This window comes from Haloarcula halobia, from assembly GCF_029338255.1.
Lineage (GTDB): Archaea > Halobacteriota > Halobacteria > Halobacteriales > Haloarculaceae > Haloarcula > Haloarcula halobia.
On sequence record NZ_CP119787.1, the window covers coordinates 1,821,256 to 1,843,284 of the forward strand.

Sequence of the window (22,029 nt, forward strand, 5' to 3'; positions counted from 1 at the left end):
GTACTCGTCGCGGTCTCCGGTCGACCTGGAGGTCGGTACGAAACCCACCGCCTCCTAAACGTTTAACAGGTGTCCGGCCCTGAGAGATATTGGAGGCGATTTGATATGTCCGAACACTCTGACCCGGAACTTCCACCACTTCCGTACGACTACGACGCACTGGAACCCCACATCTCCGAACAGGTGCTCACCTGGCACCACGACACCCACCATCAGGGCTACGTAAACGGCCTCGACGCCGCCGAGAAGACGCTGGCCGAGAACCGCGAGTCGGGAGACCACTCCTCGACCGCCGGGGCACTCGGCAACGTCACACACAACGGGTGTGGCCACTATCTCCACACGCTGTTCTGGGACAACATGGACCCGAACGGCGGCGGGGAACCCGAGGGCGCGCTCCGTGACCGCATCGAGGCGGACTTCGGCTCCTACGAGGGCTGGAAGGCCGAGTTCGAGGCCGCCGCGGGCGCCGCCGGTGGCTGGGCGCTCCTGGTCTACGACCCCGTCGCCAAGCAGCTGCGCAACGTCAAGGTCGACAAGCACGACCAGGGCGCGCTCTGGGGCGCACATCCCATCCTGGCGCTCGACGTCTGGGAGCACTCCTACTACTACGACTACGGCCCGGACCGCGGCAGCTTCATCGACGCCTTCTTCGAGGTCGTCGACTGGGACCACGTCGCAGCGGAGTTCGAGAAGTCGGTCGGTCACTTCGAGTAAGGGGCTCCGACCAGCATTTCTTTCGACGCGACCCGACCAGCGACGCGTACTCCGAGGGATTTACCCACCCGCTGGGCATACCCGCGGGTATGCCTGCGAAGAAAGCCGACTACGACGAGATTCTGTCGTTCGAGTTGCACGAACCGGTGGACATCCTCGACTCCGAGCTGCTCTACACGATTCCCGAACTGGCCCGGCTGCTGCAGGGCCTGCCCGCCGATGCCGAGCTCAACGAGTTCAACGAGTCGGTGTTCATCGACTGGGCCATCCCGTGGATGATTTACAACCAGGACGACCTGGTCTTTGCCGAACCGAGCGACGAAGACGTGGTCGGCCTCTACGGCCTCGCAGACGAATGAACCTCCTGGTTGCCGGCGCCGACCGGGTCGACGCCGGCAAGACGACGTTCACCGTCGGGTTGCTCGAACGGACCGGCGCGCGCGGCTTCAAACCGAGGGCCGGGAACAACTACTGGTTCGACCACGACGACTACGAGCGGGCGTCGGCCGAGGAGCGCCTCTACGGGAAGGACGCGAAGCGACTGGCCGCGGCGACGGCCGACGACGTCTCGCCCGAGGACATAAACCCCGTCCATCGCCTCTGGCACCCCTCGGCCGGCGCGGGGACCGGCCTGTTGGGCCGCGAGCACGAACAGTTCGTCGTCGACCGGGTGGGTGAGGAGTTCGTCGTCAACGGCACCGTCGACCTGCCGCCCTCCGTCGAGGAGCGCCTCCCGCTCGCGAACGCGCCCCGCGTGACGTCGGTCACCGACTTCAACGACCTCATGGCCGCGATGCACGTCCCGGCCCTCGAAGCCGTCGCCGAGGACATCGCCGCGGCGAAGCGTGCGGTCGTCGAGTCGTACGGCGACGTCGCCCGCCCGCTCTCGGGGTTCGAACCCGACGCCGTCGCCGTCGTCGAGCCCGGCCGCGCGCGGTTCTACGACGGCCGGCGGTACGCGAAGGCCTGCGAGATCGCGTCCGGGAGCCCCGAGGAGGGACAGTTAGAGGAGCGGGTCGGGAACGTCGTGGACCTCATCGAGCGAACCGGCGCCGTCAAGCTCCCGGCGCTGACGAGCGAGGCCCGACGCGACCCGGCGGCGGTCGCAGAGGCCTACGACCACGCCTACGACACGCTGCTGGCGACGGCGTTCGACTGAGGACGCTATTCGACCAGGTGCCCGTCTCGGGGTCCGTGCGGAGCGGTAAGGCGGCCGTATCGGGCCGGCGCGCTCAGTCGTCGTGGACGCCCCGGTGGAGTTCGTGGGCCTCCTCGAGGGTCACGGTCCGCCACTCGTCGTCTCCGTCCAGTCGGATCTGCACCTTCCCGGTGGGGACGTCGGCGTCGACCGTCGTAGCGTGTTCCGTGGCGACGTGGTCGGCGAGTTGCGCACGAGCGGCGACCTCGGAGGGCGCGATGGCCCGCCAGGCACACCCCTTGTGCATGCAACGCACCATTGGCGTACCAGGGGTTTGCGATTCCGGTACATTAGCGTTCCTCCACCCGTCGGCGATGCTGGCGCTCCGTCGGCACGCGGTCAGAACCGGGCCGCCTGCCAGGACAGCTCGACGTCGCGGTACGGAGTGTCGGTGACGCTCGGGCCATGGCCGGTGTGCATCTCGCCGAAGTCCTCGTCGACGACGTCGAGTACCCTGTCGATGCTGTCGACGAGGACGTCCCTGTCGCCCTCCTCGAGGTCGGTGCGGCCGAAACCCCCGTTGGCGAAGACCAGGTCACCCGCGAAGAGCACGCCCGCGGTCGCCGAGTAAAAGCAGAGGTGGTCGTCCTTGTGACCCGGCGTGTGGACGGCCAGGTAGCCGTGGTCGCCCAGCTGGACCGTCTCGCCGTCGTCGACGGCGTGGTCGACGCCGTCCTGTGTCGGGTCCTGGCCCCACACGTCGACGTCGAAGGCGTCGACGACGGCTCCGAGGTTCCCGACGTGGTCGTGGTGGGTGTGTGTCAGCACGACGGCGTCCAGGTCGTCGGTGTCCTCCCGGACCGCACTGACGATGTCGAACTCGTTGCCCACGTCGACGAGGACGGTTCGCTCGCCGGTGACGAGGAACGCGTTGCTGGTAAACGCCTGGACGCCGCGTGCGAGGTTCCGAATCATGCCCGACCGTTCGGCGGGCGCGCCAATGTGGGTGTCGCTCTCTCGGTCGCTGCCGCCCCCACTCCGGTGTTCGATTCACAGCGCTGATAACTACACCCACAGGGCTATGTACGTGGATACGGTACCCGCCCACTAGAATCACTGATGTCCGATGTGGACCCCCCTGTCGTTCTCATTGTGGAAGACGAACCCGACGTCGCAGAGACCTACAAGCTCTGGTTGCAGGATGACTACGAGGTTCGAATGGCAAAGAACGGGGAGGAGGGCCTCGAGATGCTCGACGAGTCCGTCGACGTGGTTCTCCTCGATCGGATGATGCCAGGTCTCTCGGGCGACGAGGTGCTCGAGAGCATCGGCGAGCGGTCGCTGGGCTGTCGAGTGGCGATGGTGACAGCCGTGGAACCGGACTTCGACATCCTCGAGATGGGGTTCGACGCCTACCTCTCGAAACCGATCCGGAGCCAGCAGCTCCACGACACCGTCTCTAATCTGCTCGAACGCTCCGAGTACGACTCCATGCTCCAGGAGTACTACGCGCTCGTCGAGAAGCAGGCGACCCTCGAGGCCACGAAGTCGAGCGCCGAACTGGCCGAGAGCGACGAGTACGACGCGTTGACCGATGACATCGCGGAGATGCGCGACGGCCTCTCGGAGACCCTCGGCGGCATCGAGGACGACTCCGACTTCATCGCGACGCTCCGTGGCCTGAGTACAGACGAGGAGTAACGGAGCTACTATGTACGATCTATCATCTGTCCTCGATTTCGAGGAACTGCGCGACGTTCAGCCCGGGTCGAGTATCCTCCTCTCCGGCCCGGCGATGAGCGGGAAGCAACGCCTTGCGTACGACATCCTCACGAACGGGGCCCGAGACGGCGAGGGTGCGGTCGTGGTCAGTACAAACGACAGCGCGAGAAACATCGCGCAGGTGTTCCAGGACGAAGTGCCGGAACTCTCTGACTCCCAGCTCGGCGTCGTCGACTGCCGGGGCGAGGGCGGCGTCGAGGCCGACGCGCTCGACGGGACCTTCGTCCACCAGGTGTCGTCGCCGGGCGACCTGACCGGCATCGGTATCGGCATCACCAAAGCGATCGAGGGGCTCCACACCGCCGGCCGCACCAGGGGGCGACTGGCGCTCGTCTCGCTGTCGACGATGCTGACCTACACCGACAAGAAGACCGTGTTCAAGTTCTGCCACGTTCTGTCGTCGCGGCTGGACACCGCCGACTACATCGGCGTGTTCACCATCGACTCCGGCGCCCACGACTCCCAGACCCTCCAGGTCATCAAGCAGGCCTTCGACGGCCTCATCGAGGTGCGCGAGGCGGAGGCCGGCGGCCGCGAGGCCCGGGTCCTGGGACTGGCGAGCGAACCGACGGCCTGGAAGCGGCTCTGAACCGCGGCCCGGCCGCGGGAGGAAGTATTTTCACCCTCGGGTTCACCCACCCGATATGGAAGTCACGCTGCTCGAGTCGACGGACGACCCCGAAGAGCTCATCTGCACGGCGGCCCGGAACGACTACAGTGCGGGGTTCGTCGGGGACCAGTCCTTCGAGGAGACGATGGACACCGTCGAGGGCGAGACCATCGAGGACAAGAAGCGGACGCTCATCGGCCACCTGCTGGACCACGGCCACTTCGGGCCATTCGAGCACGCGCAGGTGACATTCGCCGTCGAGGGTGTCTCGCGGTCGTGTATGGCCCAGATTACCCGCCACCGGCACGTCTCCTTCGACGTGCAGTCGATGCGGTACGTCTCCTTCGACGACGTGGACCCGGCCGACGTCCGCGAGGGCGAGATGGTCGTCGTCCCGCCCTCGGCGACGGACCCCTCCTGGGTCGGGCGCAACCAGCAGTCCGGCCAGGTCGACGAGGAGACTGTCGCGGAGCGCGAGGAGATATTCACGGACGCCATCGAGAACGCGGTCCGGTCCTACCAGGACCTGCTCGACCTCGGGATGCCGCCCGAGGACGCCCGATTCGTCCTCCCCATCGGGACGGAGGTCAACATCGTCATGTCGATGAACGCCCGGATGCTGATGCACGTCGCCGACATGCGGGCGGCCGCCGACGCACAGTGGGAGATTCGAGGGCTGACCGAGGAGATGTTGGACCTGGCCGCGGAGTGGTGTCCCATCACCTTCGAGCACTACAACGAGCACATGAAACACCGGAAGAACCGTCTCGCACCCTGACAGGACCGGCCCGCAAAAGCGTCCGAATCGGTCGTCCTACTGTCTCTATCCGGCGCAGAAACCGTTGCGGAACGGGCAACATATTTCTACTAGTGGGGCGAACAATCGGAAGACATGAGTCGAGACCACAATCGACGCACGTTCTTGAAACGGACCGGAACAGTCGGCACCGTCGGCCTCCTTGGAGGGCTGGCCGGCTGTTCCACAGGTGGCAACGGCGGGGGCGGGGACACTCCGGACGTCCTCATGGTCGTCGGCTACCCACAGAGCGGGGTCCAGCTGTTCAAGGACTACTACGCCGACTACAGCGACGACGACGCCAGCATCCTCGTGACCGACGGCCTCCAGTCGGGGGACCTGCCGGGCGACGTCGGCAACGACATGTCCAACGTCCGCGGGACGGCCCCGACGTCGTCCGGTCCCGGGAAAGACACCTTCGAGAGCCTCTTTCTGGGGGAGTTCGACTACGACCAGGCCGGCGTGTTCACCTCGCAGGCCTACGACGCCTCGGCCGTCCAGATTCTCGCCAACCTGATGGCCGGCGCGAACGACGGGGCGTCCATCCGCGACCACATGCGCGTCGTCGCGAACCCCGGCGGGACGACATACACGCCCGAGCAGCTGCCCGAGGCCGCCGAGGCCGCCGCGGCGGGGGAGAACATCCAGTACGAGGGCGCCTCGAGCGCAGTCGACTTCGACGAGGCCGGCGACATCACGACCGCACGCTACCAGGTGTTTGGCTTCACCGAGTCGGGCGTCGAGACCCGCGAGACGGTCGACTTCGGCGGCTCGGGCGACATCCCACAGCCCGAACCGGCCGGCAGCGGTAGCGGAGCGGACCGCACCGTCCGACTCGGCGTGCTCCAGCCCGAGACCGGCGACCTCGGGCCGCTCGGCGTGGCCATCCGCGACGGCGCACTCCTCCCGGCAATCCAGCTGCGCGACTCCATCGACCAGACCATCGAGACGCAGGTCGGTGACACCCAGTCCCAGGCCCAGGCCGGCATCGACGCCGCGAACTCCCTGGTCAGCGCCGGCTTCCCCTCCATCACGGGCCCGGCGGGCTCCGAGACGACCATTCAGGTCGCCCGGAACGTCCTCGTCGACAACCAGGTCGTGGGCTGCTCGCCGTCGGCGACGTCGCCGGCCATCACCGGGCTCGAGGACGATGACTTCCTCTTCCGGACGCCACCGAGCGACGCGCTCCAGGGGCAGGTGCTGGCACAGGTCGCCACCGAGAACCTCGACGGCACCACGGCATCGACCCTGTACCTCAACAACAGCTACGGTCAGGCGCTCCAGCAGGCGTTCGCCGACGCCTTCGAGAACGCCGGTGGCACCGTCGCCCAGCAGGTCAGCTTCGAGTCCCAGCAGTCCTCCTACACCTCGCAGCTCAACAGTGCGATGTCGCTCTGAGGCCGAGCAGACACCACCGCTTTCTTTCGACCCACCCCGTCAGCGGCGGGTCCCGCCGTCTCACCCCTGGTGTGGCGTCGGGGCCGCGAACTGACCGTCCTCGAACGCGACGGGGGCTGCCTCCCGAACCACGCGCAGGTCGTCCCGGTCACGGGCGGCCTCGAGCAGCGCCGTCGAGGCGTACATCCGGTCCAGTCGCATCGTGTCGGTCACGCGGAGCACCCGTGCCTCGTCCGCCGGAACCACGCCGCCGGTCGACAGCGACGCCGTCAGTCCGGCCCGGTCTGTCTCGACCACTGGCGGGAGGCGGACCCCACGGACGGTACTCGCCGTGATCGCGTTGATGAGCGTCTTCTCGGCCTCGAGCTCGTCGAGGACCGCCTCGTGGACGAAGTCGGCCGACCCGATGCCCATGGCGTTGCCGTGGGTCGTCTCCGTGAGGCCGCGAGCGAAGATGCGCTTGATGTCCGGTCGGTCCGGCGCGGGTTCGTTGATGGCGAAGGGCCGGCGGCCGATGACGTTCGTGTCCATCCCCTGCCCGCTGACGTCCTTCCCGACCCGGTCGACGACGACCACGTCCAGTTCGTCGAAGGGGATCGTGGGCATGATGTCGTAGGCGGTCTCGAGGAGTTCTGCCTCCCGGTCTAAGAAGCCCGACGGCCGGACCCCCTCGACGATGGCGGTGTCGTCGTGCTGGTCCTCGACGACGGCCACGCCGCCGACGACCGGGAGGGCCTCCAGCAGCTGCTCGGTTATCTCCGGGATCATGTTCCGGAAGCTCCAGTCGACGGCCCACTCGTGGGCGATCTTCGCCCCGCGTTGCTTGCCCATCCCGATGACCAGCATCTTCGAGAGGCCGCTCTCGACGGCCCCGTCGAAGTCGGTGTGGGGCTTGACGCGGTTGACCGGCAGGATGGCGTCGGCGGCGACGGCGGTCGCGTCCGCGACGACGGGGACGTCTCGCTCCGCCGTGCGCCCCACCTCGACGACGTCCATGCTCGAGCGTATCTCACAGCCCACGGAGGACTCGGTGACGCCGAGTGCTTCGAGTTTCTCCCGTTGACCCTGGGCCGTGGCGCCGCCGTGACTCCCCATCGCCGGGAAGACGAACGGCTCGTACCCCAGGGCCTCGACGGCAGCGACGACGCCACCGACGATGGTCGCGAGGTTAGCGATGCCGCGACTCCCCGCGCCGATCGCCACCTCGCCGCCGTCGGGCACTTCGGACCAGTCCAGCGACTCGACGGCCTGGCGGGTCAGCGCCTCCATGTCCGCGGGGTCGATCGGGTCTGTCTCCCACACCTGTTCGACGACCCCCATCTCGGGCAGCGCCTGTTCGCCCGTCGCTTCGAGGACGACCGATTCCGGGACCGAGAGCGAGCTCCTGTCCATACGGTAGCCGGGTCGGGCAAGGAGAATAAACGTGGGGGTGACCGCGAGGGTCGAAGCGGGCTGCCCGGTGTCGGGCTACCGTCGGCTCAGGCCCCGGCCAGTTGGGTCCCGCGGGCGACGGCGTAGACGATGACGACGCCGGCACCGACGGCGAGCACGAACTGGCCGAGCAGTCCCACGAGCAGGCCAAGGGGGGAGTCGCCCAGGAGGAAAAACACCAGCGCGAACGGGACCAGGCTGACGGCGACGAACAGGCCGATCAGCTTCGCCAGCGGCACGGCTTCGACCAGTATCTGCTGTTCGTCCAGCGAACCTGTGGCGGGGTCGACGAAGGGCCTCGAGGAGGGCATACAGACGGAGCTGCGAGCCGTGTGGTAAGTGTTTCCCGGTTCCGGCGGTCTCCAGGTCCGCTCGCGCCGCCTACCTGGCGGTCAGCCGCCGAGGAAGTCCTGGCGGACCTGCTGGTCGTTCAGCAGCGTCTCGCCCTCGTCCTGGTAGCGGTTCTGCCCCTGGACGAGGACGTAGCCCCGGTCACACCGTCGCAGCGCCTCCTTGGCGTTCTGTTCGACCATCAGGACGGCCGTCCCGTCGTCGTTGATAGTGTCGATGCGGTCGAACATCTCCGAGACCAGGTCCGGCGCGAGGCCGGCCGAGGGCTCGTCGAGCAAGAGGAGGTCCGGTTCGAGCATCAGGGCCCGGCCCATCGCCAGCATCTGCTGCTGGCCGCCCGAGAGCGTCCCCGCCTTCTGCGTCGAGCGCTCCCTGAGAATGGGGAAGCGGTCGTAGATGCGCTCGATCCGGTCTTCGGGCACCTCGTCTAGGATGTACGCGCCCATCTCGAGGTTCTCGCGGACGCTCAGGCTCGCGAAGACGTTCTCGTTCTGGGGGACGTAGCCGATGCCCTCGTGGATGATCTGATCGGGCGAGCGTCGACTGATGTCGGTGCCGTCGAAGACGACCTGTCCGCCCATGTACGTCGTCAGGCCGAAGACGGACTTCATCACCGTCGACTTGCCCGCACCGTTCGGGCCGACGATGACGACGTACTCGCCGTCGCCGACGTCCATGTCGACGTCCGAGAGGACCTGCAGGTCGCCGTAGCCGGCGTCCAGGTCGCGGACCGCCAGCAGACTCTTGTCGGGGGCCGGCAGCGTCACCTCGTCGGACCGCTGTGCCTGCTGGCTCATACGTCACCTCCGAGGTAGGCCTCGAGCACGCGTTCGTCGGACTGTATCGTCGCCGCGTCGCCCTCGGCGAGCACTGCGCCCTGGTGCATCACGATGATGTGTTCGCAGTGGTTCATGATGACGCCCATGTCGTGTTCGACCAGCAGGAAGGTCAGCCCGTCCGCGCGGAGTTCGTGGATGCGTTCGAGCAGCTTCTCCTCTAGCGTCGGGTTCACCCCCGCCAGCGGTTCGTCTAGCAAGACCATCTCCGGGTCGGTCATCAGGACCCGTGCCATCTCCAGCAACTTCCGCTGGCCGCCCGAGAGCGTCCCGGCGTTCTCGTGTGCCAGGTGGTCTATCTCGAAGAACTCGAGGGTCTCCCAGGCCCGGTCGACCACGTCGCGCTCGTCGTCCTTGACGCCCGCGCGCAACCCCGGGGCGACGGCCCGGAGTGCCGACTCGCCGACCTGGTCCGGGGGGGCGAGCATCACGTTCTCCAGCACCGTCATCTCCGAGAGCTCGCGGGCGATCTGGAACGTCCTGACGAGACCGGCCTTCGCGAGCGTGTACGGCGGAAGCCCGGTGACGTCCGTCCCGTCGAAGCGGACCTCGCCGGCAGTCGGCGTGTGGATGCCGGCGATACAGTTGAACGTCGTCGACTTCCCGGCCCCGTTCGGCCCGATGAGGCCCGTGAGCGCGCCCGTCTCGACCGCGAAGGACGCGCCGTCGACGGCGGTGACGCCCCCGAACTCCTTGCGCAGGCCGTCCACCTCGAGCAGCGGGTCGGCGATGTCGTCGCTGCGCACCGCGAACTCGCGGTCCGTCGCGGCCGTGGTTTCGGTCTCACTCATCGTGGCCACCTCCACTATCGGCACGTCGCTCGTTCAGGTCCACGCTCGCCGCCGGTTCGTTTCGGTGACCGAGCAGCCCCTTGGGCTGGTTCTGGATGATGTAGATGAGGACGACGCCGATGAGGACGAACCGGAGCGTGCTGATGTTCCCGACCGTGTACGCGACGAAGGGCGTCGGGTCGAGCGCGCCGAGTGCGGCGACGGCCTCGACGATGTTGCCCGCCGACCCGCCGCCACCCAGCGGGATGTTCTCGCCGATCCGCGCCGGGAGGTAAAAGAGCAGCGCCGAGAACGTCGCCGCGCCGAGGATGCTGCCCGTGTTCGATCCCGACCCGCCGATGATGAGCGCCGCGAACACGTAGAACGTGATGGCGGGGCGGAACTGCTGGGGGCTGATGTAGCCCGCACCGCCGCGAAAGAGGATGCCCGCGAGCCCCATCAGCGCACAGCCGATCATGAACGCCTTGATCTTGAACAGGCGGGTGTCCTTCCCGAGTGATTGCGTGACCGTCTCGTCCTCGCGGATGGCCTTCAAAACCCGGCCGAAGGGCGAGTTCGAGAGGCGGGTCAGCACCCAGTACGAGCCGGCGACCACGGCCAGCAGCGCGAGGCCGTAGGCGATGTTGACCACGTTCGGACTCGAGACCCCGACGGCCCCGGCGGCCGAGACGAACGGGCCGCCGACGCCGGTCACGAGGTCGGCAACGACGTCGTCGGGGGCCGCAAACGAGATGCCCGTCGCGCCCCCGGTCCCGAACGTCGCACCGAACAGGGTTATCTCGGCCACGCCGCTCCAGTTGACGAACAGCCGGATGATCTCCGAGAGCGCGACGGTCACGATGGCCAGGTAGTCGGCCTTCAGCCGCAGCGCCGGGAGCGCCGCGAGGCCGCCGACGACGGCTGCGACCACCATCCCGCCGACGACGCCGACGACCAGCGGGAGGCCGAATCCCGGGACGCCGCCGGCACCCGGGTCGCCCGGCGCGGTCAGTATCGCCATCGTGTACGCGCCGACGGCCATGAACCCGGCGACGCCGATGTTGAACAGTCCGGTGTACCCCCACTGGAGGTTGAGCGCGAGCGTCAGAATCGCGTAGGCGCCGATGAGGACGGTGACGCTACCGACGAACCCGGCCGCGAGGTTCGGCCACTGACTGCCGCCAACGACGCGTGCGAGGACGACCAACGTCAGCCAGATGGCCACGATGTAGCCGCCGACGAGGACGATGTCGGGCAGCGCGTCGAGTCTGTCGCGGACCGTCGGTTCGCTCATGCGGTGGTCACCCCCCCGAAGATGCCGGACGGACGGAGCAACAGGACGACGATGAGCACGAGGAACGCCGCCGCGCGCGTCAGCCCGGACGGGAGCCAGATGAGCGCCAGGCTGTCGACGAGGCCGATGAGCACGCCCCCGGCCATCGCACCGTATATCGACCCGATGCCCCCCACGATGACCGCCGCGAAGATGAGCAAGAGGAGAATCCAGCCGAAGTTAAACGAGATGGTCCCACTCTCCAGGACGAGCAGGTAGCCGCCGACGCCGGCCAGGCCGCCGCCGAGAATCCAGGTCAGGCGGATGACGCGTTCGGTCGGGATGCCGCTGACCAGTGCCAGGTCCTCGTTGTCGGCCATCGCCCGCATCGCCTTCCCGAGTTTGGTCCGCTGGAGCAGGAGGTGGACGCCCAGCATCAGGGCGACGGCGACGACCAGCAGGGCGAGTTCGTTGTCGGTGATGGTCACCGCGCGCTGGCCCGCCAGGTCAAGCAGGACGAACTGGACACCACTGGTCGCGACGCCGCTCGTCTGTGTCCCGAAGACGAAAGCGATGATATACCGCATCGCGAGGGCGACGCCGATGGAGGCGATGAGCAGGGAGATGTTGCCCGCGTCTCGCATCGGGCGGTAGGTCAGTCGGTCGACGAGCAACACCACGGCGACGGTGCCCACGCCGGCGACGACCAGCCCCAGCAGGACCGGCCCGAGTGCGGTAAGCGCGCTGAGCTGCTGGCCAGAGCCGAACATGAACAGGTCGGCCAGCGAGGCACCGGTCCCCAGGCCACCGACGACGTAGGCGGCGACCCACCCGATGAACGCGCCCGCCGTCACGGTGTCTCCGTGGGCGAAGTTGGCGAAATCGAGGATGCTGTAGGTCATCGACAGACCGATGCCGGCCAGTCCCACCGCCAGGCCGACCAGGATGCCGTCGAGCACCATCGACGCGAGCGACGAGACGGTCAACGTCCCACCCAGGAGTTTGACGCCGAAGAAGAACACCGACGTACCGGAGAGTTTCACCACGAGGTCCAGCACGAGGAACCCGACGACGGCGCCGATAACCGCCGTCCCGGGCCGCGCTACGAACAGTCGCCGACCGTCAGCTACTGTGTCTACGATACTCATCTATTGGCAGGCATTGTACCCTCCAGCGTAAATAAGTCTCTGATGCCGTCCAGACAGTGGTCGAGCGCGGTCATGCCGGGTTCGTGGGGCCCCGTCGCCGCCTTCGTCGGGTATCGTGACGAAACCCCCGGAAGGCGGCGGGACGGAGCGGCGATTTCGGGGCTATTCACAGTGCTTTTATGGGGTCCTCGGGTCATTGTTGGTAGATGCCGCGCCCGGTCGCTGCCTGTGCCGTCGGCCTCCTCGTCCTCGCCAGTATCGGTGCAGTACCGGTAGCTGCTGGTGCCCAGCAGAACGCAGCGGTCCAGACACCGGACGGGTTCGACCAGACCGCGTTCCGCGTCACCGTCTACGAGAACGGGTCGGCGCGCTGGACCATCGAACACCGTACCCCGCTGAACAACGAGTCCGAACGGCAGCAGTTCGAGGACTACGCGGCGGCCTTCGAGAACAACGAGACGCAGCTGTACACGAACTTCGTCTCGCAGGCCGACGTCCTCACGCGGGTCGGAACGAACGCTACCGGGCGGGAGATGGACGCGCGGAACTTCCGGCGGTCGGCGGCCGTCGACCCGATACAGAGCAGCGGCACCGTGCGGATGTCGTTCCTGTGGACGAACCTGGCCGTCGTCTCCGGGGAGCGGGTCGTCGTCAACGACGTCTTCGCCGGCGGGTTCTACATCGGTCCCAGCCAGTCGCTGGTCTTCGAGCGTGGCCCGTCGCTCGCGTTCACGGACGCCCAGCCGAGACCCGACTCGATCAGTCAGCCGGACTCGCTGGCCCGCAGCGCCAGCGTCACCTGGAACGGCGAGCAGTCGTTCAACGACCGTCGTCCCTTCGTCGAGTTCGGGCCCCGATCCGCCGTGGGCGACGGGACGACAGCCACGGACGGGGAGACGCCCGGGACCGACGGGACGGCCGCTCCCCCGGCTGACAGCGAGCCGGCGTGGCTGATGCTGCTCGCGGTCGCTGCCGTCGTGGTACTCGGTCTGGGCGGTGCCGTGGCCTGGCGCTCCGGTGCGGCCGCGTCCAGGGGGTCCGACGAGGGCGGTGACGGGGGCGTGGTAACCGCCGAGCCGACGCCCGACCGGGAGCCAGCCGAACCCGACGTCGCCGAGGAGGAGCTGCTGACCGACAGCGACCGGGTGGTGAAGCTCCTGGAGGCGAACGGCGGTCGGATGAAGCAGGTCGACATCGTCGACAGCACCGACTGGTCGAAATCGAAGGTGAGCATGCTCCTCTCGGACATGGAAGAGGAGGGCGACATCAGCAAACTGCGCGTGGGCCGCGAGAACATCATCAGCCTCGCCGGGCACGAACCCGACGCCACGAAGTCGCCCTTCGACGAGGAGTGACCCGCGGGGCCTCGACCGCGCCGCCGACTGGGACTGTCGAGTGAGAAACCCACACAGGGCGGCCGTGAAGCGCAATGATTATACGTCACTCCTCGTTACAGTCGAATGCGCTCCGTTGGTGTAGTCCGGCCAATCATATCACCCTCTCACGGTGATGACCAGGGTTCGAATCCCTGACGGAGCATCCTGCGACTTCTCGTGGCGAGTGATAGCGAGGCCGAACCGTATCGATGCGATGGAAGGGCTTCGAATCACGCGAGAGAGCACAGCGAATCTCGCCTCGGGTTCGAATCCCTGACGGAGCATCTGACGACTTCTCGCCGCGAACGACAGCGAGGTGGCGGTCCCGTCGTCCTTCTGCTACTGCCGGCTGTAAGTTCGTCACAATTCTCGACACCCCGGGGTGCCGAGAATTGTCTAGATGCTACAGCCGGCAGTATGAGTCACCGCACCGAGAGGGTCGCCTGCCGCGGCGCGGACCGCACCCGTTCGGTCCGGTGCTCGATGGCGTCGAGGGTTCCCCGCCAGTAGGGCACCGGCCCGTCCGGGAGGTCCCACTCGACCGACGCCCGCGTCGGCACGAGCCGACCGTTCCGGTCCCGGTACGCCTCGAACCGGCCGGTCCAGGGGGCGTACTCGTCGGCGGCCTGGCGGTAGCGGTGGCCAGTGACTCGCTCGACGAGCCCGTCGTCGTCGAAGTGGAAGACGGCCGTGGCGGTGGTTTCCAGAAGCTCGAGTCTCGCCCGCGCCGCCGAGTCGCTCACGGCCTCCCACTCGACGCCGCTACCGGGCAGGAGGGCGGTCGGGAACCACACGGCCTCGGCGAGGTACCGGAGCAGCTCGCCCGCGTCCATCTCGGGTGACGGCCCCGCTCTTGCGACCCGGAGTGCGGAGAGCACTCGGGCCTCCAGGACGCCGGCACCGTCGACGTAGGCGTCGACCACGCGGACCGGGAGCAGTGGCGCCAGGTCGATGGTCGCGTCCCAGACGAATCCGGGCGGCGCGGACGTGTAGTGCTGGGTCGCAGCAAGCGGCCGCCACGAGGCGTCGGCACCGCCGAGGCGGAACGCGCCGGTCTGTTCGAGGCGAACCGCCGTCGTGTACGGCAGGCCGGGCTCGAGGACGGCGTCGAAGTACCTCGCCACCGGGGCCGGCACCCCGTCGAGGTCGTCCCGGTCGAACTCCCCCTCCCGAACCGACCCCGCCGTGAGCAGTCTGTCGATCTGTGCGTCGACGTCGCGGGCGAACCGGCGTCGCTCGATACCGGCCGCGACCAGTCCGGCGGTGCCCAGCAGGCCTGCGACCGCCAGCGCCGCCCGACGGCCGGCAGGGACGCCATCTCCAGGGGACCAAACCATCAACTGGCCGATACGAATGCCTCGAGATAAAACGTGGTGGTCGCCCGGTCGAACTATCGACCGCCGCGCGTGCCCGTGACCCTGACCAGCAGGTCCCGGACCCGTCGGGGCCGTGGCGTCCCTTTCCTCGGCGATGCCTGATGAGTGCCTGCGAGCACCGGCGCAGACCAGTCGGCCGTCGTCACGTAACTGGCACCGACGCTGCCGAGCGACAGCAGGAGCGCCACGAGCGACGTCGTCCACAGCGGCGTCCGGCCCCGGCCGTGCACCGCGTATGCCGACCCACCGCCGGGCGAGTAAAAGTGGTCCTGGAGAATCAGTTTGGGTTTTGATCGACTACTCCGTGTCCCAGTTCATCCGGCAGTCCTCGTCACAGAAGTGCGCCGTCTGGACGGTCCCCTCCTCTATCCACGTGATGACTCGGTGTGTCACTTCGTTGGCGATGGGGTCGCCACAGGTCGCACAGTTCGGCGCGTCCTCCTCGTCGATATCCTCGTGGTGATCCGATGTCGGGTCGACCATTCTTACCCGAGAGTGGAATCGGCCGTACTTAATCCCACATATTCGTGCCGAGAAAACGTCCCGCACTACCGGTCGCGCGTGACGCTCTCGCCGGGCACCGTCGTCGCCCCGGGGGAGAGGACCACCCCGGCGTTGAGGCTGGTGTTGATGGCCGTCCTCGCGCCGTCGCCGGCGACGACGCCGAATTTCCGCCGGCCGGTGGAGACGCGCTCGCCCTTGACGGTCATCCGGACCGGGTCGTCGTCGTGGCGGAGGTTCGCCACCTGCGTGCCAGCACCGAGGTTGACGTCGCTGCCGAGGACGCTGTCCCCGACGTACGAGACGTGCGGGACGTTCGACCCCGCGAACACCACGGTGTTCTTGACCTCGACGCCGTGGCCGACGTGACAGTCCTCGCCGACGAGCGTCGCGCCCCGGATGTAGGCGTTCGGGCCGACGTGGGCGCCGGACTCGACGAGCGTGGGCCCCTCGATGGTGACGCCCGGTTCGACGACGGCTCCCGCTTCGACGACGACGGTGCCCCTGAGGTCGGCGTCGCCCCGCACGTCGCCGTCGATGCGCCGTTCCATGTCCGCGAGCTTCCACTCGTTTGCCTCCAGCAGTTCCCACGGGCGGCCCACGTCGAGCCACTGCGCTACTTCGACGGCCGTTACGGAGTACTCGTCGACGACCCGCGCGAGGACGTCCGTTATCTCGCGCTCGCCCCGTTCGCTCAGCGGGACGTCCAGCCAGTCCCGGGCTTCGGCGGGGAAGACGTACGCGCCGGCGTTCGCGAGCTCCGTCGGCGGGTCGTCGGGCTTCTCGACGATTCCGGTCACCGTCTCGCCGTCCGTCGAGAGCACACCGTAGTTCCGCGGGTCCTCGACGCGGTAGGCGGCGATGGCCGGGGCAGCGTCGAACAGCGCCGAGACGCTCGCCTGGTCGTAGAGGTTGTCGCCGTTCAGGACGGCAAAGGGGCCGTCCAGATGCGCACTGGCGGCGTCGACGGCGTCGGCCGTCCCGAGTTGCTCCTCCTGGACGGCGAAGGTCACGGGGACGCCCCGGTAGGTGTCGCCGAAGTACGACCGGACGTCGGCCGCCTCGTAGCCGACGACGAAGATGAGTTCGTCGGCGCCCGCGTTCACGGCGGTGTCGGCTGTGTGTGCGACCAGCGGCCGGTCGGCCACCTGCAGCATCGGCTTCGGCGTCTGTGCGGTCAACGGCCGCATTCGAGTCCCCTCGCCGGCCGCGAGTACGACAGCTTGCATGCACGAGACGTCACGCGGCCCCGAAAAATACCTACTGCTGTCGGAATCGCCAGTGTTCACTGTCACAGCCGGTCGGTGAGCAAGCGGGGCGGGGCAGAACGTTCGCTTCGTCGGCTCACTCGCCAGATTCGCACGTTCCCTTCACCTGGGCGACGCGGGTACACGTGACCGAACCGAGTCCGCCGACGAAGTTGCCCACCGCGACGAAACCGGTCGAATCCAGCTCGACCGGATCTCGGCCGAGTCGTCGTTCGTCCTCCTCGGCGGCTCTGTGAACTTTCTCGCCAGGGTCGGGCGTCCCGTCTACGTCTCCGCTACCGGTTCGAGAACCGAAAACCGAGGCACGCGGTGACCGGCGATACGCGCTGGAATCACCGCCTGGACGGTCACAGTCGAACACGCCATCGGATCAGCTCCTTGCAGAACCCGCGACCACTGCTCGTCTCTGGCGTTCGAGAACCGAGCGACGTTCGGAGGCGACCGTGTCGACGTAAAAACCCATCCGATGATGACCACAATTGCCGCCTATTACTGTCTAAAATTCGGGATATCTCCCTTCTGCGGAGAATTTCCCCGGTATTACGTCGGACTTTCCCCAAATTATAATGTCCCTGGGGCGACCTGTTGTGAAAAGATGGAATCAGCTTCGGACGACGTCGCAGTGATTGGCGGTTCGGTTTCCGGACTTGCGGCCGCAGACAGTCTTGCTGATGTGAGCAAGATAGGCGAGGTTCGCGTATTCGAGCGACAAGAGTATGACAACAAGCGAGTCGATTGTGGGGAGGCAATCAATGATTCTACACTCGTACCGCTCGAGAAGACCGAAGCAAACGGTTTCCTGAACAACGTCCGTGGGTTCCAGCTTCGGGTGTACAGTGGCATGAATCGGCGTGCAACCGAGACGCCGTTGGGTACCTCGGATCTCCGATGTGAAGCGGGCTATATCTGTGATCGTGACGTCGTCGAACGTCGATGGGCAGACTCCCTGTCGGAGGACGGTGTGCTCTTCGAAACCGGTCGTTCGGTCTCACATTCAGAATACCGTGACATCTGTGATGAGTACGACTACGTCGTCGATGCGACGGGGCAACCCTCTCTCACACACAAGGTTCACGACCGAGTTCCGGAATACACGGGCGACATGGTCGCATTGAATGCGACTGTCGAGGGGGATTTCAGTGACTACGTCGAGTATCCCCGGATCTATTTCGAGGGGTACGTTGGCTACTCGTGGTCGTTTCCGAAGTCCAGGACCCATGCGAATGTCGGTATCGGCTGGGCGGGCGATCAGCGACCGGACGACTACATGAGTGCATTCGAAGCGGCGGCAAAACGCAATGGATTCCCCGTCCCGGACAGATCGGACGTGAATATTTACACAATTCCGCGTGGACCGAGCCTCGATCCAACGAAGACACATCACCCTGAATCAGACGTGTTCCTCGTCGGCGATGCGGCAGGTATAGCTAACCGGTATCAGGGCGAAGGCATCTGTCAGGGAATCCGGTCCTCGTATCTGCTGGCGGACTTGATCGCGGCCGGGAACGAAGAGGAGTATTCCGCACGGCTGTACGATACCATGAAATCGGAATACAGGTTGGCACACCTGATGCGGGGTGCGTGGGTCGAACACGAAGATCCAGCGTTACTGGCCGATGTCGCCGAAGCGCTTGAGGGTTTAACGATCGATGACATTACTCGACGGCCGAACGTCGTGATTCGACGACTCTTGAGGTCACCGAGTGTGGCCACCAGATTAGTGGCGAATGGGGGAATCATAAAGCGCCTCTTCGATGCCTACACCGATTCGTGGGAGTATACGAATGCCTGAGCGTACCTACGATAAATTCGATTACGACACCCACTGGGTGAGTGAACGACTAGAACAGGGGCTATGGGGGATAGAGAACCCACTGATCCTGGGGATTCTGAAGTTCTCTATGCCCTGGAACGTGTTGGCAGTGATCTACTCCGTCCTCTTTTGGGAGACTCTGACGCCAGTCTTCATCTACTCATCTGCTCTTGGATTACTGTGGGTCAACATCGCACCGTATCTCATCTGGTATTATGACGAGCGAGTTCTCCCGGAGTTTTTCACGAGCTTCTCAGAACTGCTCGCTGACGAACAAGAACGTGCTAGCATAGCGAAGAAGTACAACGAATTTTTTGCCCGCCATCGACTTTCGGTGTCGGTGTTCTGGACGATCAGCATCGTGTCGATCATCTATGTCAGTGAGCCCGCACTGACAACGATGGGCATGAGTGGGGCAGGCGCTCTCTTTCTCTACACGACATACGCATACGGCATCTACATCGGAGCCGTTCTCGGACACGGGTTCGTCGGCCCAGTTACGACGATGCTACTAATCCATGAAATAACGACGTACGATTTAGAGATAGATCCTCTCCATCCCGATGGACTGGGGGGACTGAGTATCGTCGGATCGATCGCGATCCGGACAACGCTCCTCTTTTCGTCGGCCTCCTTGTTTCTCCCCCTGCTCTTTTATTTTGCAGAGTCGGGTGGTACGACTGCAGTCATATTTGGCATCACCGGCATCTACATCTTGACGATATTCCTCTCGTTCCTGTATCCGACGGTCATCGTGAACCGGCGCGCCCAACGATATCGCGATTCGGTACTCGAGGATCTCAGACAGCAGTATGCCACGGTAGAGCAGCAGATACATACTCCGGATAAGAATGAAATCTCGGAACTGAACAAGCGACTGGAACTGCAGCGAGTACAGCGGAACTTCGAGAATTATAACTCTGTAAGCCTCTATCCGCTACAACTGAGCATCCTCACTAGACTTGCCGGGTCAATCCTGCTGCCAATCTTGATCACCATCTTCCAGATTTACCTTTCAGACATGCTCTAGGTGACCCGGCAGTGGTTAGTTTAGAGCAGTGTGCCAGCGAGATCCCCGGACCGTTTCGTGGCGGCACGGGACGGTCTGACGAGGACACTCACGGATCTCTGTGGGATCTCGAGGGATCGACCCCGGCGTGTTCGATCACCCTATAAAAAACCATCGTCGCTCTGCGACCATCTGTGGTCGATGGGCCATTTATATTCGCTTGCCGCTGGATGCTCGTCCTGTAGGATGCCCCCTGACTCATATCGGCCCTCCCCCGATCGGACTCGAAGACAGTTCCTCACCCGGAGCGGTACCGCAGTGGCTGGCTCGCTGTCGGTTCTGACGGCCGGCTGTCTCTCCAGCCTCCCCCCTCTCGGTGACGACCAGCGGTATGGACGTCTCGACGCACCACCCGCATCAGATCCGACGTACCGAAAGTGGCTCCCAGCCCCTTCCAGCCTCGATCGATTCGATGGACCGTACCACTTCGTGGCTCTCGATTCGACGACGCGTCGCCCGGATGCACCCGAAAAATTCGTCGCCGGACGGGCTCACCTGAAAGCGAGTCTCGATTACTTCGGCATCGGCTTCGAGAGTTACGATCGGGTGGTGAGTTCCCGCTTTGGAACTGTAATCGAAGCATCGTTCGAGCCGTCGGCCGTGATTGGGACTGTCGCAGACAGCGGGTACGAGCGGACGGGCGAGTATCGGGATTTCACGGTCTTCGCTCGGTCGGACACCGTTCGCCGTGTTGCGGTCGGAGACGACGCCATCGTGTGGACGAGCGCGTATCGACATGCGGCGCCGAATCTCGACGCCATCATCGATGCGGGCACCGGACACCGGCTTCGATATCACGAGGAGAACCGGGCGTTCGACCGACTCGTCACTGCCGCCGGAAGTAATCCGTATCTCGGCGTCAACACAGCTATCCACGACCCGACTGGCCGTCCGGTGCTGATGGCAGACGCCTTCCGGTTCGACGAGGAAGCCGCCTATCAGGTGGTCTTCTACTATTACCAGCAGCCCGACAACGTGGCCACGAGGGAGGCACTGGAGCGTGGTCTCCGGGAGGAAGACTATCGGTTCACATCCGAAGCCGAGACGTTCGACGTCTCCGTCGACGATCGGTTCGCCACGGTGGAAACGCGAATCCCGCTCGACGACACCGATGAACTGCCTCCCGAGTACGACCTCCCGCAAGTAACGTGGGGTCTGACGTACGGAGACGAGCCAATGCAGGCGACCGTCCGACACGAGGCGGGAGAGTCTGTTCCCGCCCATAGACTCTTCTACGATCTCGAATCCCAGTCCGCCCCCGGCAGAATCGACAAACACCCGCTCTGGACTGCACAGAAATCTATCGAACGGGGTTCGACTGCGACAGTCGACCTGGAAAACCAGCCGGACGCGAGGGGGTTGAATCTCGTCTATTCGGCCGGTGATGTGAGATTCCACGTCCTCTTCGGTGCCGACTTGCAGAGGACCACCGATGACTAGTGAAGCGGTTACCCCGAGGAGCACGTCACAGCAGCGTTTGCACCGTTCCACACCCCATCCGGACCTCCACAAACTATGTACGAGGGATAGTACCCGTGACATATCGATGACCGATTCGGACCTCGCAACCGTCCTCACTCTCCTCGATGACGAGCACGTCCGGTCGATACTGGCCGCCACGAGCGAGCGTCCGATGTCGGCCAACGAACTCGGCGAGCACTGTGGCCTGTCGACGACGTCTATCTATCGACGACTCGACCGACTACGCGATGCAGATCTCGTGGCGGAACAGACGCGTCCGCGCTCAGACGGTCATCATGAGGCTGTGTACGTCTCCCGGCTCAACCGCTTCGAACTCGCTGTCCGGAATGGCTCTCTATCGTGGGAGATCGACCGACAGCAAGCCGACATCGCAGATCAATTGACCGAATTGTGGGGGCGGTTCTGATGGTCGTGTTCGGTCTGGATTCGCCGATCAGTGTCCTCGCCGGAATCGCCGCGACCGCGTCGGCCGTGATCGGGGTCTACATCGGTTATCAAGCGTATCGTGGACTGCGACGCAACGACGACCCATCGATGCGGTGGCTCTCCGTGGGTATGATCCTCCTCTTTGGATTGACATACCTGCTCGCCGTCGCCGGACAGGGACTTATCGCGTTCCGGGTCGTTCCGATCCACCTACAGAGCGTGTTTCGCCTGCTGGTACGCGTGACACAGGTAGTCGGATTGGGGTGCATCGCGTACTCACTGCGGGTCGCGACGACGACCTGACGAGGCGGTCCCATCCACACGGCACTATTCGGTGTCGACAGGACGAGACACCAATTCCCGTGGAATGATCGACGTCCTCCCCGCCCTGACACACGGGTTTTCCCCTGGACTCCCTGTACGGAACGGTCGGTCGCTGAATTCATCCGCTGTCTCGGTCATCCCGGT

Annotated in this window: 25 protein-coding genes and 1 tRNA gene; 14 read left to right on the forward strand and 12 right to left on the reverse strand. The window is 65.4% G+C overall.

Going from position 1 to position 22,029, the window contains the following annotated elements; all coding sequences use genetic code 11:
* The first annotated feature begins 105 nt into the window (after positions 1-105).
* From sod to P1K88_RS09760, 3 genes are all read left to right on the forward strand, one after another.
* Positions 106-717, forward strand: a complete 612-nt coding sequence (gene sod, locus P1K88_RS09750; RefSeq protein ID WP_276409986.1) for a superoxide dismutase — start codon at positions 106-108, stop codon at positions 715-717.
* Between the two features lie 89 nt (positions 718-806).
* Positions 807-1,076: a DUF5827 family protein gene (locus tag P1K88_RS09755; protein ID WP_276409987.1), complete on the forward strand. Its 270-nt coding sequence runs from the start codon at positions 807-809 to the stop codon at positions 1,074-1,076.
* Positions 1,073-1,876: an ATPase gene (locus P1K88_RS09760; RefSeq protein WP_276409988.1), complete on the forward strand. Its 804-nt coding sequence runs from the start codon at positions 1,073-1,075 to the stop codon at positions 1,874-1,876. Before P1K88_RS09755 ends, P1K88_RS09760 begins: the two co-directional genes overlap by 4 nt.
* Positions 1,877-1,949: 73 nt before the next feature.
* Here the strand turns inward: P1K88_RS09760 and P1K88_RS09765 are convergent, their stop codons facing one another.
* Together P1K88_RS09765 and P1K88_RS09770 are read right to left on the reverse strand one after the other, a co-directional pair.
* Positions 1,950-2,174, reverse strand: a complete 225-nt coding sequence (locus P1K88_RS09765; protein ID WP_276409989.1) for a hypothetical protein — start codon at positions 2,172-2,174, stop codon at positions 1,950-1,952.
* A gap of 80 nt (positions 2,175-2,254) precedes the next feature.
* Positions 2,255-2,830 carry an MBL fold metallo-hydrolase gene (locus P1K88_RS09770; protein ID WP_276409990.1) on the reverse strand — a complete coding sequence of 192 codons (576 nt, stop codon included), beginning with the start codon at positions 2,828-2,830 and terminating at the stop codon, positions 2,255-2,257.
* Positions 2,831-2,974: 144 nt separating this feature from the next.
* Here P1K88_RS09770 and P1K88_RS09775 point away from each other — a divergent pair, with 144 nt between their 5' ends.
* From P1K88_RS09775 to P1K88_RS09790, 4 genes are all read left to right on the forward strand, one after another.
* On the forward strand, positions 2,975-3,556 hold the full coding sequence (locus P1K88_RS09775; RefSeq protein ID WP_276409991.1) for a HalX domain-containing protein: 582 nt from the start codon (positions 2,975-2,977) through the stop codon (positions 3,554-3,556).
* 10 nt (positions 3,557-3,566) lie between these two features.
* Entirely contained in the window at positions 3,567-4,226 is a 660-nt protein-coding gene (locus tag P1K88_RS09780) for an RAD55 family ATPase (protein WP_276409992.1), read from the forward strand.
* 55 nt (positions 4,227-4,281) lie between these two features.
* Positions 4,282-5,025, forward strand: a complete 744-nt coding sequence (gene thyX / locus P1K88_RS09785) for an FAD-dependent thymidylate synthase (protein ID WP_276409993.1) — start codon at positions 4,282-4,284, stop codon at positions 5,023-5,025.
* Positions 5,026-5,139: 114 nt separating this feature from the next.
* A complete protein-coding gene (locus tag P1K88_RS09790; RefSeq protein ID WP_276409994.1) occupies positions 5,140-6,441 on the forward strand; it encodes an ABC transporter substrate-binding protein in 1,302 nt (433 codons plus the stop codon).
* Positions 6,442-6,501: 60 nt separating this feature from the next.
* On the opposite strand, the gene P1K88_RS09795 is transcribed toward P1K88_RS09790, so the two are convergent.
* The 6 genes from P1K88_RS09795 to P1K88_RS09820 form a co-directional block, all read right to left on the reverse strand.
* Complete coding sequence (locus P1K88_RS09795) at positions 6,502-7,833, reverse strand: nickel pincer cofactor-dependent isomerase, group 22 (RefSeq protein WP_276409995.1); 1,332 nt, start codon at positions 7,831-7,833, stop codon at positions 6,502-6,504.
* A gap of 86 nt (positions 7,834-7,919) precedes the next feature.
* Entirely contained in the window at positions 7,920-8,183 is a 264-nt protein-coding gene (locus tag P1K88_RS09800; RefSeq protein ID WP_276409996.1) for a hypothetical protein, read from the reverse strand.
* An 81-nt stretch (positions 8,184-8,264) separates the two neighbouring features.
* Entirely contained in the window at positions 8,265-9,020 is a 756-nt protein-coding gene (locus P1K88_RS09805; protein ID WP_276409997.1) for an ABC transporter ATP-binding protein, read from the reverse strand.
* Positions 9,017-9,850 (reverse strand): ABC transporter ATP-binding protein, encoded by an 834-nt coding sequence (locus P1K88_RS09810; RefSeq protein ID WP_276409998.1) that lies wholly within the window; start codon positions 9,848-9,850, stop codon positions 9,017-9,019. Before P1K88_RS09810 ends, P1K88_RS09805 begins: the two co-directional genes overlap by 4 nt.
* The gene (locus P1K88_RS09815) at positions 9,843-11,123 is read right to left on the reverse strand and encodes a branched-chain amino acid ABC transporter permease (protein WP_276409999.1); all 1,281 of its coding nucleotides are present in this window, start codon (positions 11,121-11,123) and stop codon (positions 9,843-9,845) included. Before P1K88_RS09815 ends, P1K88_RS09810 begins: the two co-directional genes overlap by 8 nt.
* Positions 11,120-12,250, reverse strand: a complete 1,131-nt coding sequence (locus tag P1K88_RS09820) for a branched-chain amino acid ABC transporter permease (RefSeq protein ID WP_276410000.1) — start codon at positions 12,248-12,250, stop codon at positions 11,120-11,122. The genes P1K88_RS09815 and P1K88_RS09820 overlap by 4 nt, the downstream gene beginning before the upstream one ends.
* Before the next feature lie 206 nt (positions 12,251-12,456).
* Here P1K88_RS09820 and P1K88_RS09825 point away from each other — a divergent pair, with 206 nt between their 5' ends.
* Both P1K88_RS09825 and P1K88_RS09830 read left to right on the forward strand, forming a co-directional pair.
* A complete protein-coding gene (locus P1K88_RS09825) occupies positions 12,457-13,605 on the forward strand; it encodes a helix-turn-helix transcriptional regulator (protein ID WP_276410001.1) in 1,149 nt (382 codons plus the stop codon).
* A gap of 109 nt (positions 13,606-13,714) precedes the next feature.
* Positions 13,715-13,789: transfer RNA gene (locus tag P1K88_RS09830), tRNA-Glu, on the forward strand.
* A gap of 259 nt (positions 13,790-14,048) precedes the next feature.
* Here P1K88_RS09830 and P1K88_RS09835 read toward each other — a convergent pair.
* The 4 genes from P1K88_RS09835 to glmU form a co-directional block, all read right to left on the reverse strand.
* Entirely contained in the window at positions 14,049-14,963 is a 915-nt protein-coding gene (locus P1K88_RS09835) for a DUF6544 family protein (RefSeq protein ID WP_276410002.1), read from the reverse strand.
* Between the two features lie 53 nt (positions 14,964-15,016).
* Positions 15,017-15,232: a hypothetical protein gene (locus P1K88_RS09840; RefSeq protein WP_276410003.1), complete on the reverse strand. Its 216-nt coding sequence runs from the start codon at positions 15,230-15,232 to the stop codon at positions 15,017-15,019.
* Positions 15,233-15,299: 67 nt separating this feature from the next.
* Positions 15,300-15,485, reverse strand: coding sequence for a DUF7576 family protein (locus P1K88_RS09845; RefSeq protein ID WP_276410004.1), 186 nt, complete (start codon positions 15,483-15,485; stop codon positions 15,300-15,302).
* A gap of 65 nt (positions 15,486-15,550) precedes the next feature.
* Complete coding sequence (glmU, locus tag P1K88_RS09850) at positions 15,551-16,732, reverse strand: bifunctional sugar-1-phosphate nucleotidylyltransferase/acetyltransferase (protein ID WP_276410005.1); 1,182 nt, start codon at positions 16,730-16,732, stop codon at positions 15,551-15,553.
* A 634-nt stretch (positions 16,733-17,366) separates the two neighbouring features.
* Between glmU and P1K88_RS09855 the strand changes: the two genes are divergently transcribed.
* From P1K88_RS09855 to P1K88_RS09875, 5 genes are all read left to right on the forward strand, one after another.
* Positions 17,367-18,563: an NAD(P)/FAD-dependent oxidoreductase gene (locus tag P1K88_RS09855; RefSeq protein ID WP_276410006.1), complete on the forward strand. Its 1,197-nt coding sequence runs from the start codon at positions 17,367-17,369 to the stop codon at positions 18,561-18,563.
* A complete protein-coding gene (locus tag P1K88_RS09860; protein ID WP_276410007.1) occupies positions 18,556-19,614 on the forward strand; it encodes a hypothetical protein in 1,059 nt (352 codons plus the stop codon). The genes P1K88_RS09855 and P1K88_RS09860 overlap by 8 nt, the downstream gene beginning before the upstream one ends.
* Before the next feature lie 297 nt (positions 19,615-19,911).
* Positions 19,912-21,093, forward strand: coding sequence for a hypothetical protein (locus P1K88_RS09865; protein WP_276410008.1), 1,182 nt, complete (start codon positions 19,912-19,914; stop codon positions 21,091-21,093).
* 106 nt (positions 21,094-21,199) lie between these two features.
* Positions 21,200-21,541, forward strand: coding sequence for a winged helix-turn-helix domain-containing protein (locus tag P1K88_RS09870; protein WP_276410009.1), 342 nt, complete (start codon positions 21,200-21,202; stop codon positions 21,539-21,541).
* Positions 21,541-21,864: a DUF7521 family protein gene (locus tag P1K88_RS09875; protein ID WP_276410010.1), complete on the forward strand. Its 324-nt coding sequence runs from the start codon at positions 21,541-21,543 to the stop codon at positions 21,862-21,864. Before P1K88_RS09870 ends, P1K88_RS09875 begins: the two co-directional genes overlap by 1 nt.
* Positions 21,865-22,029 lie beyond the last annotated feature (165 nt).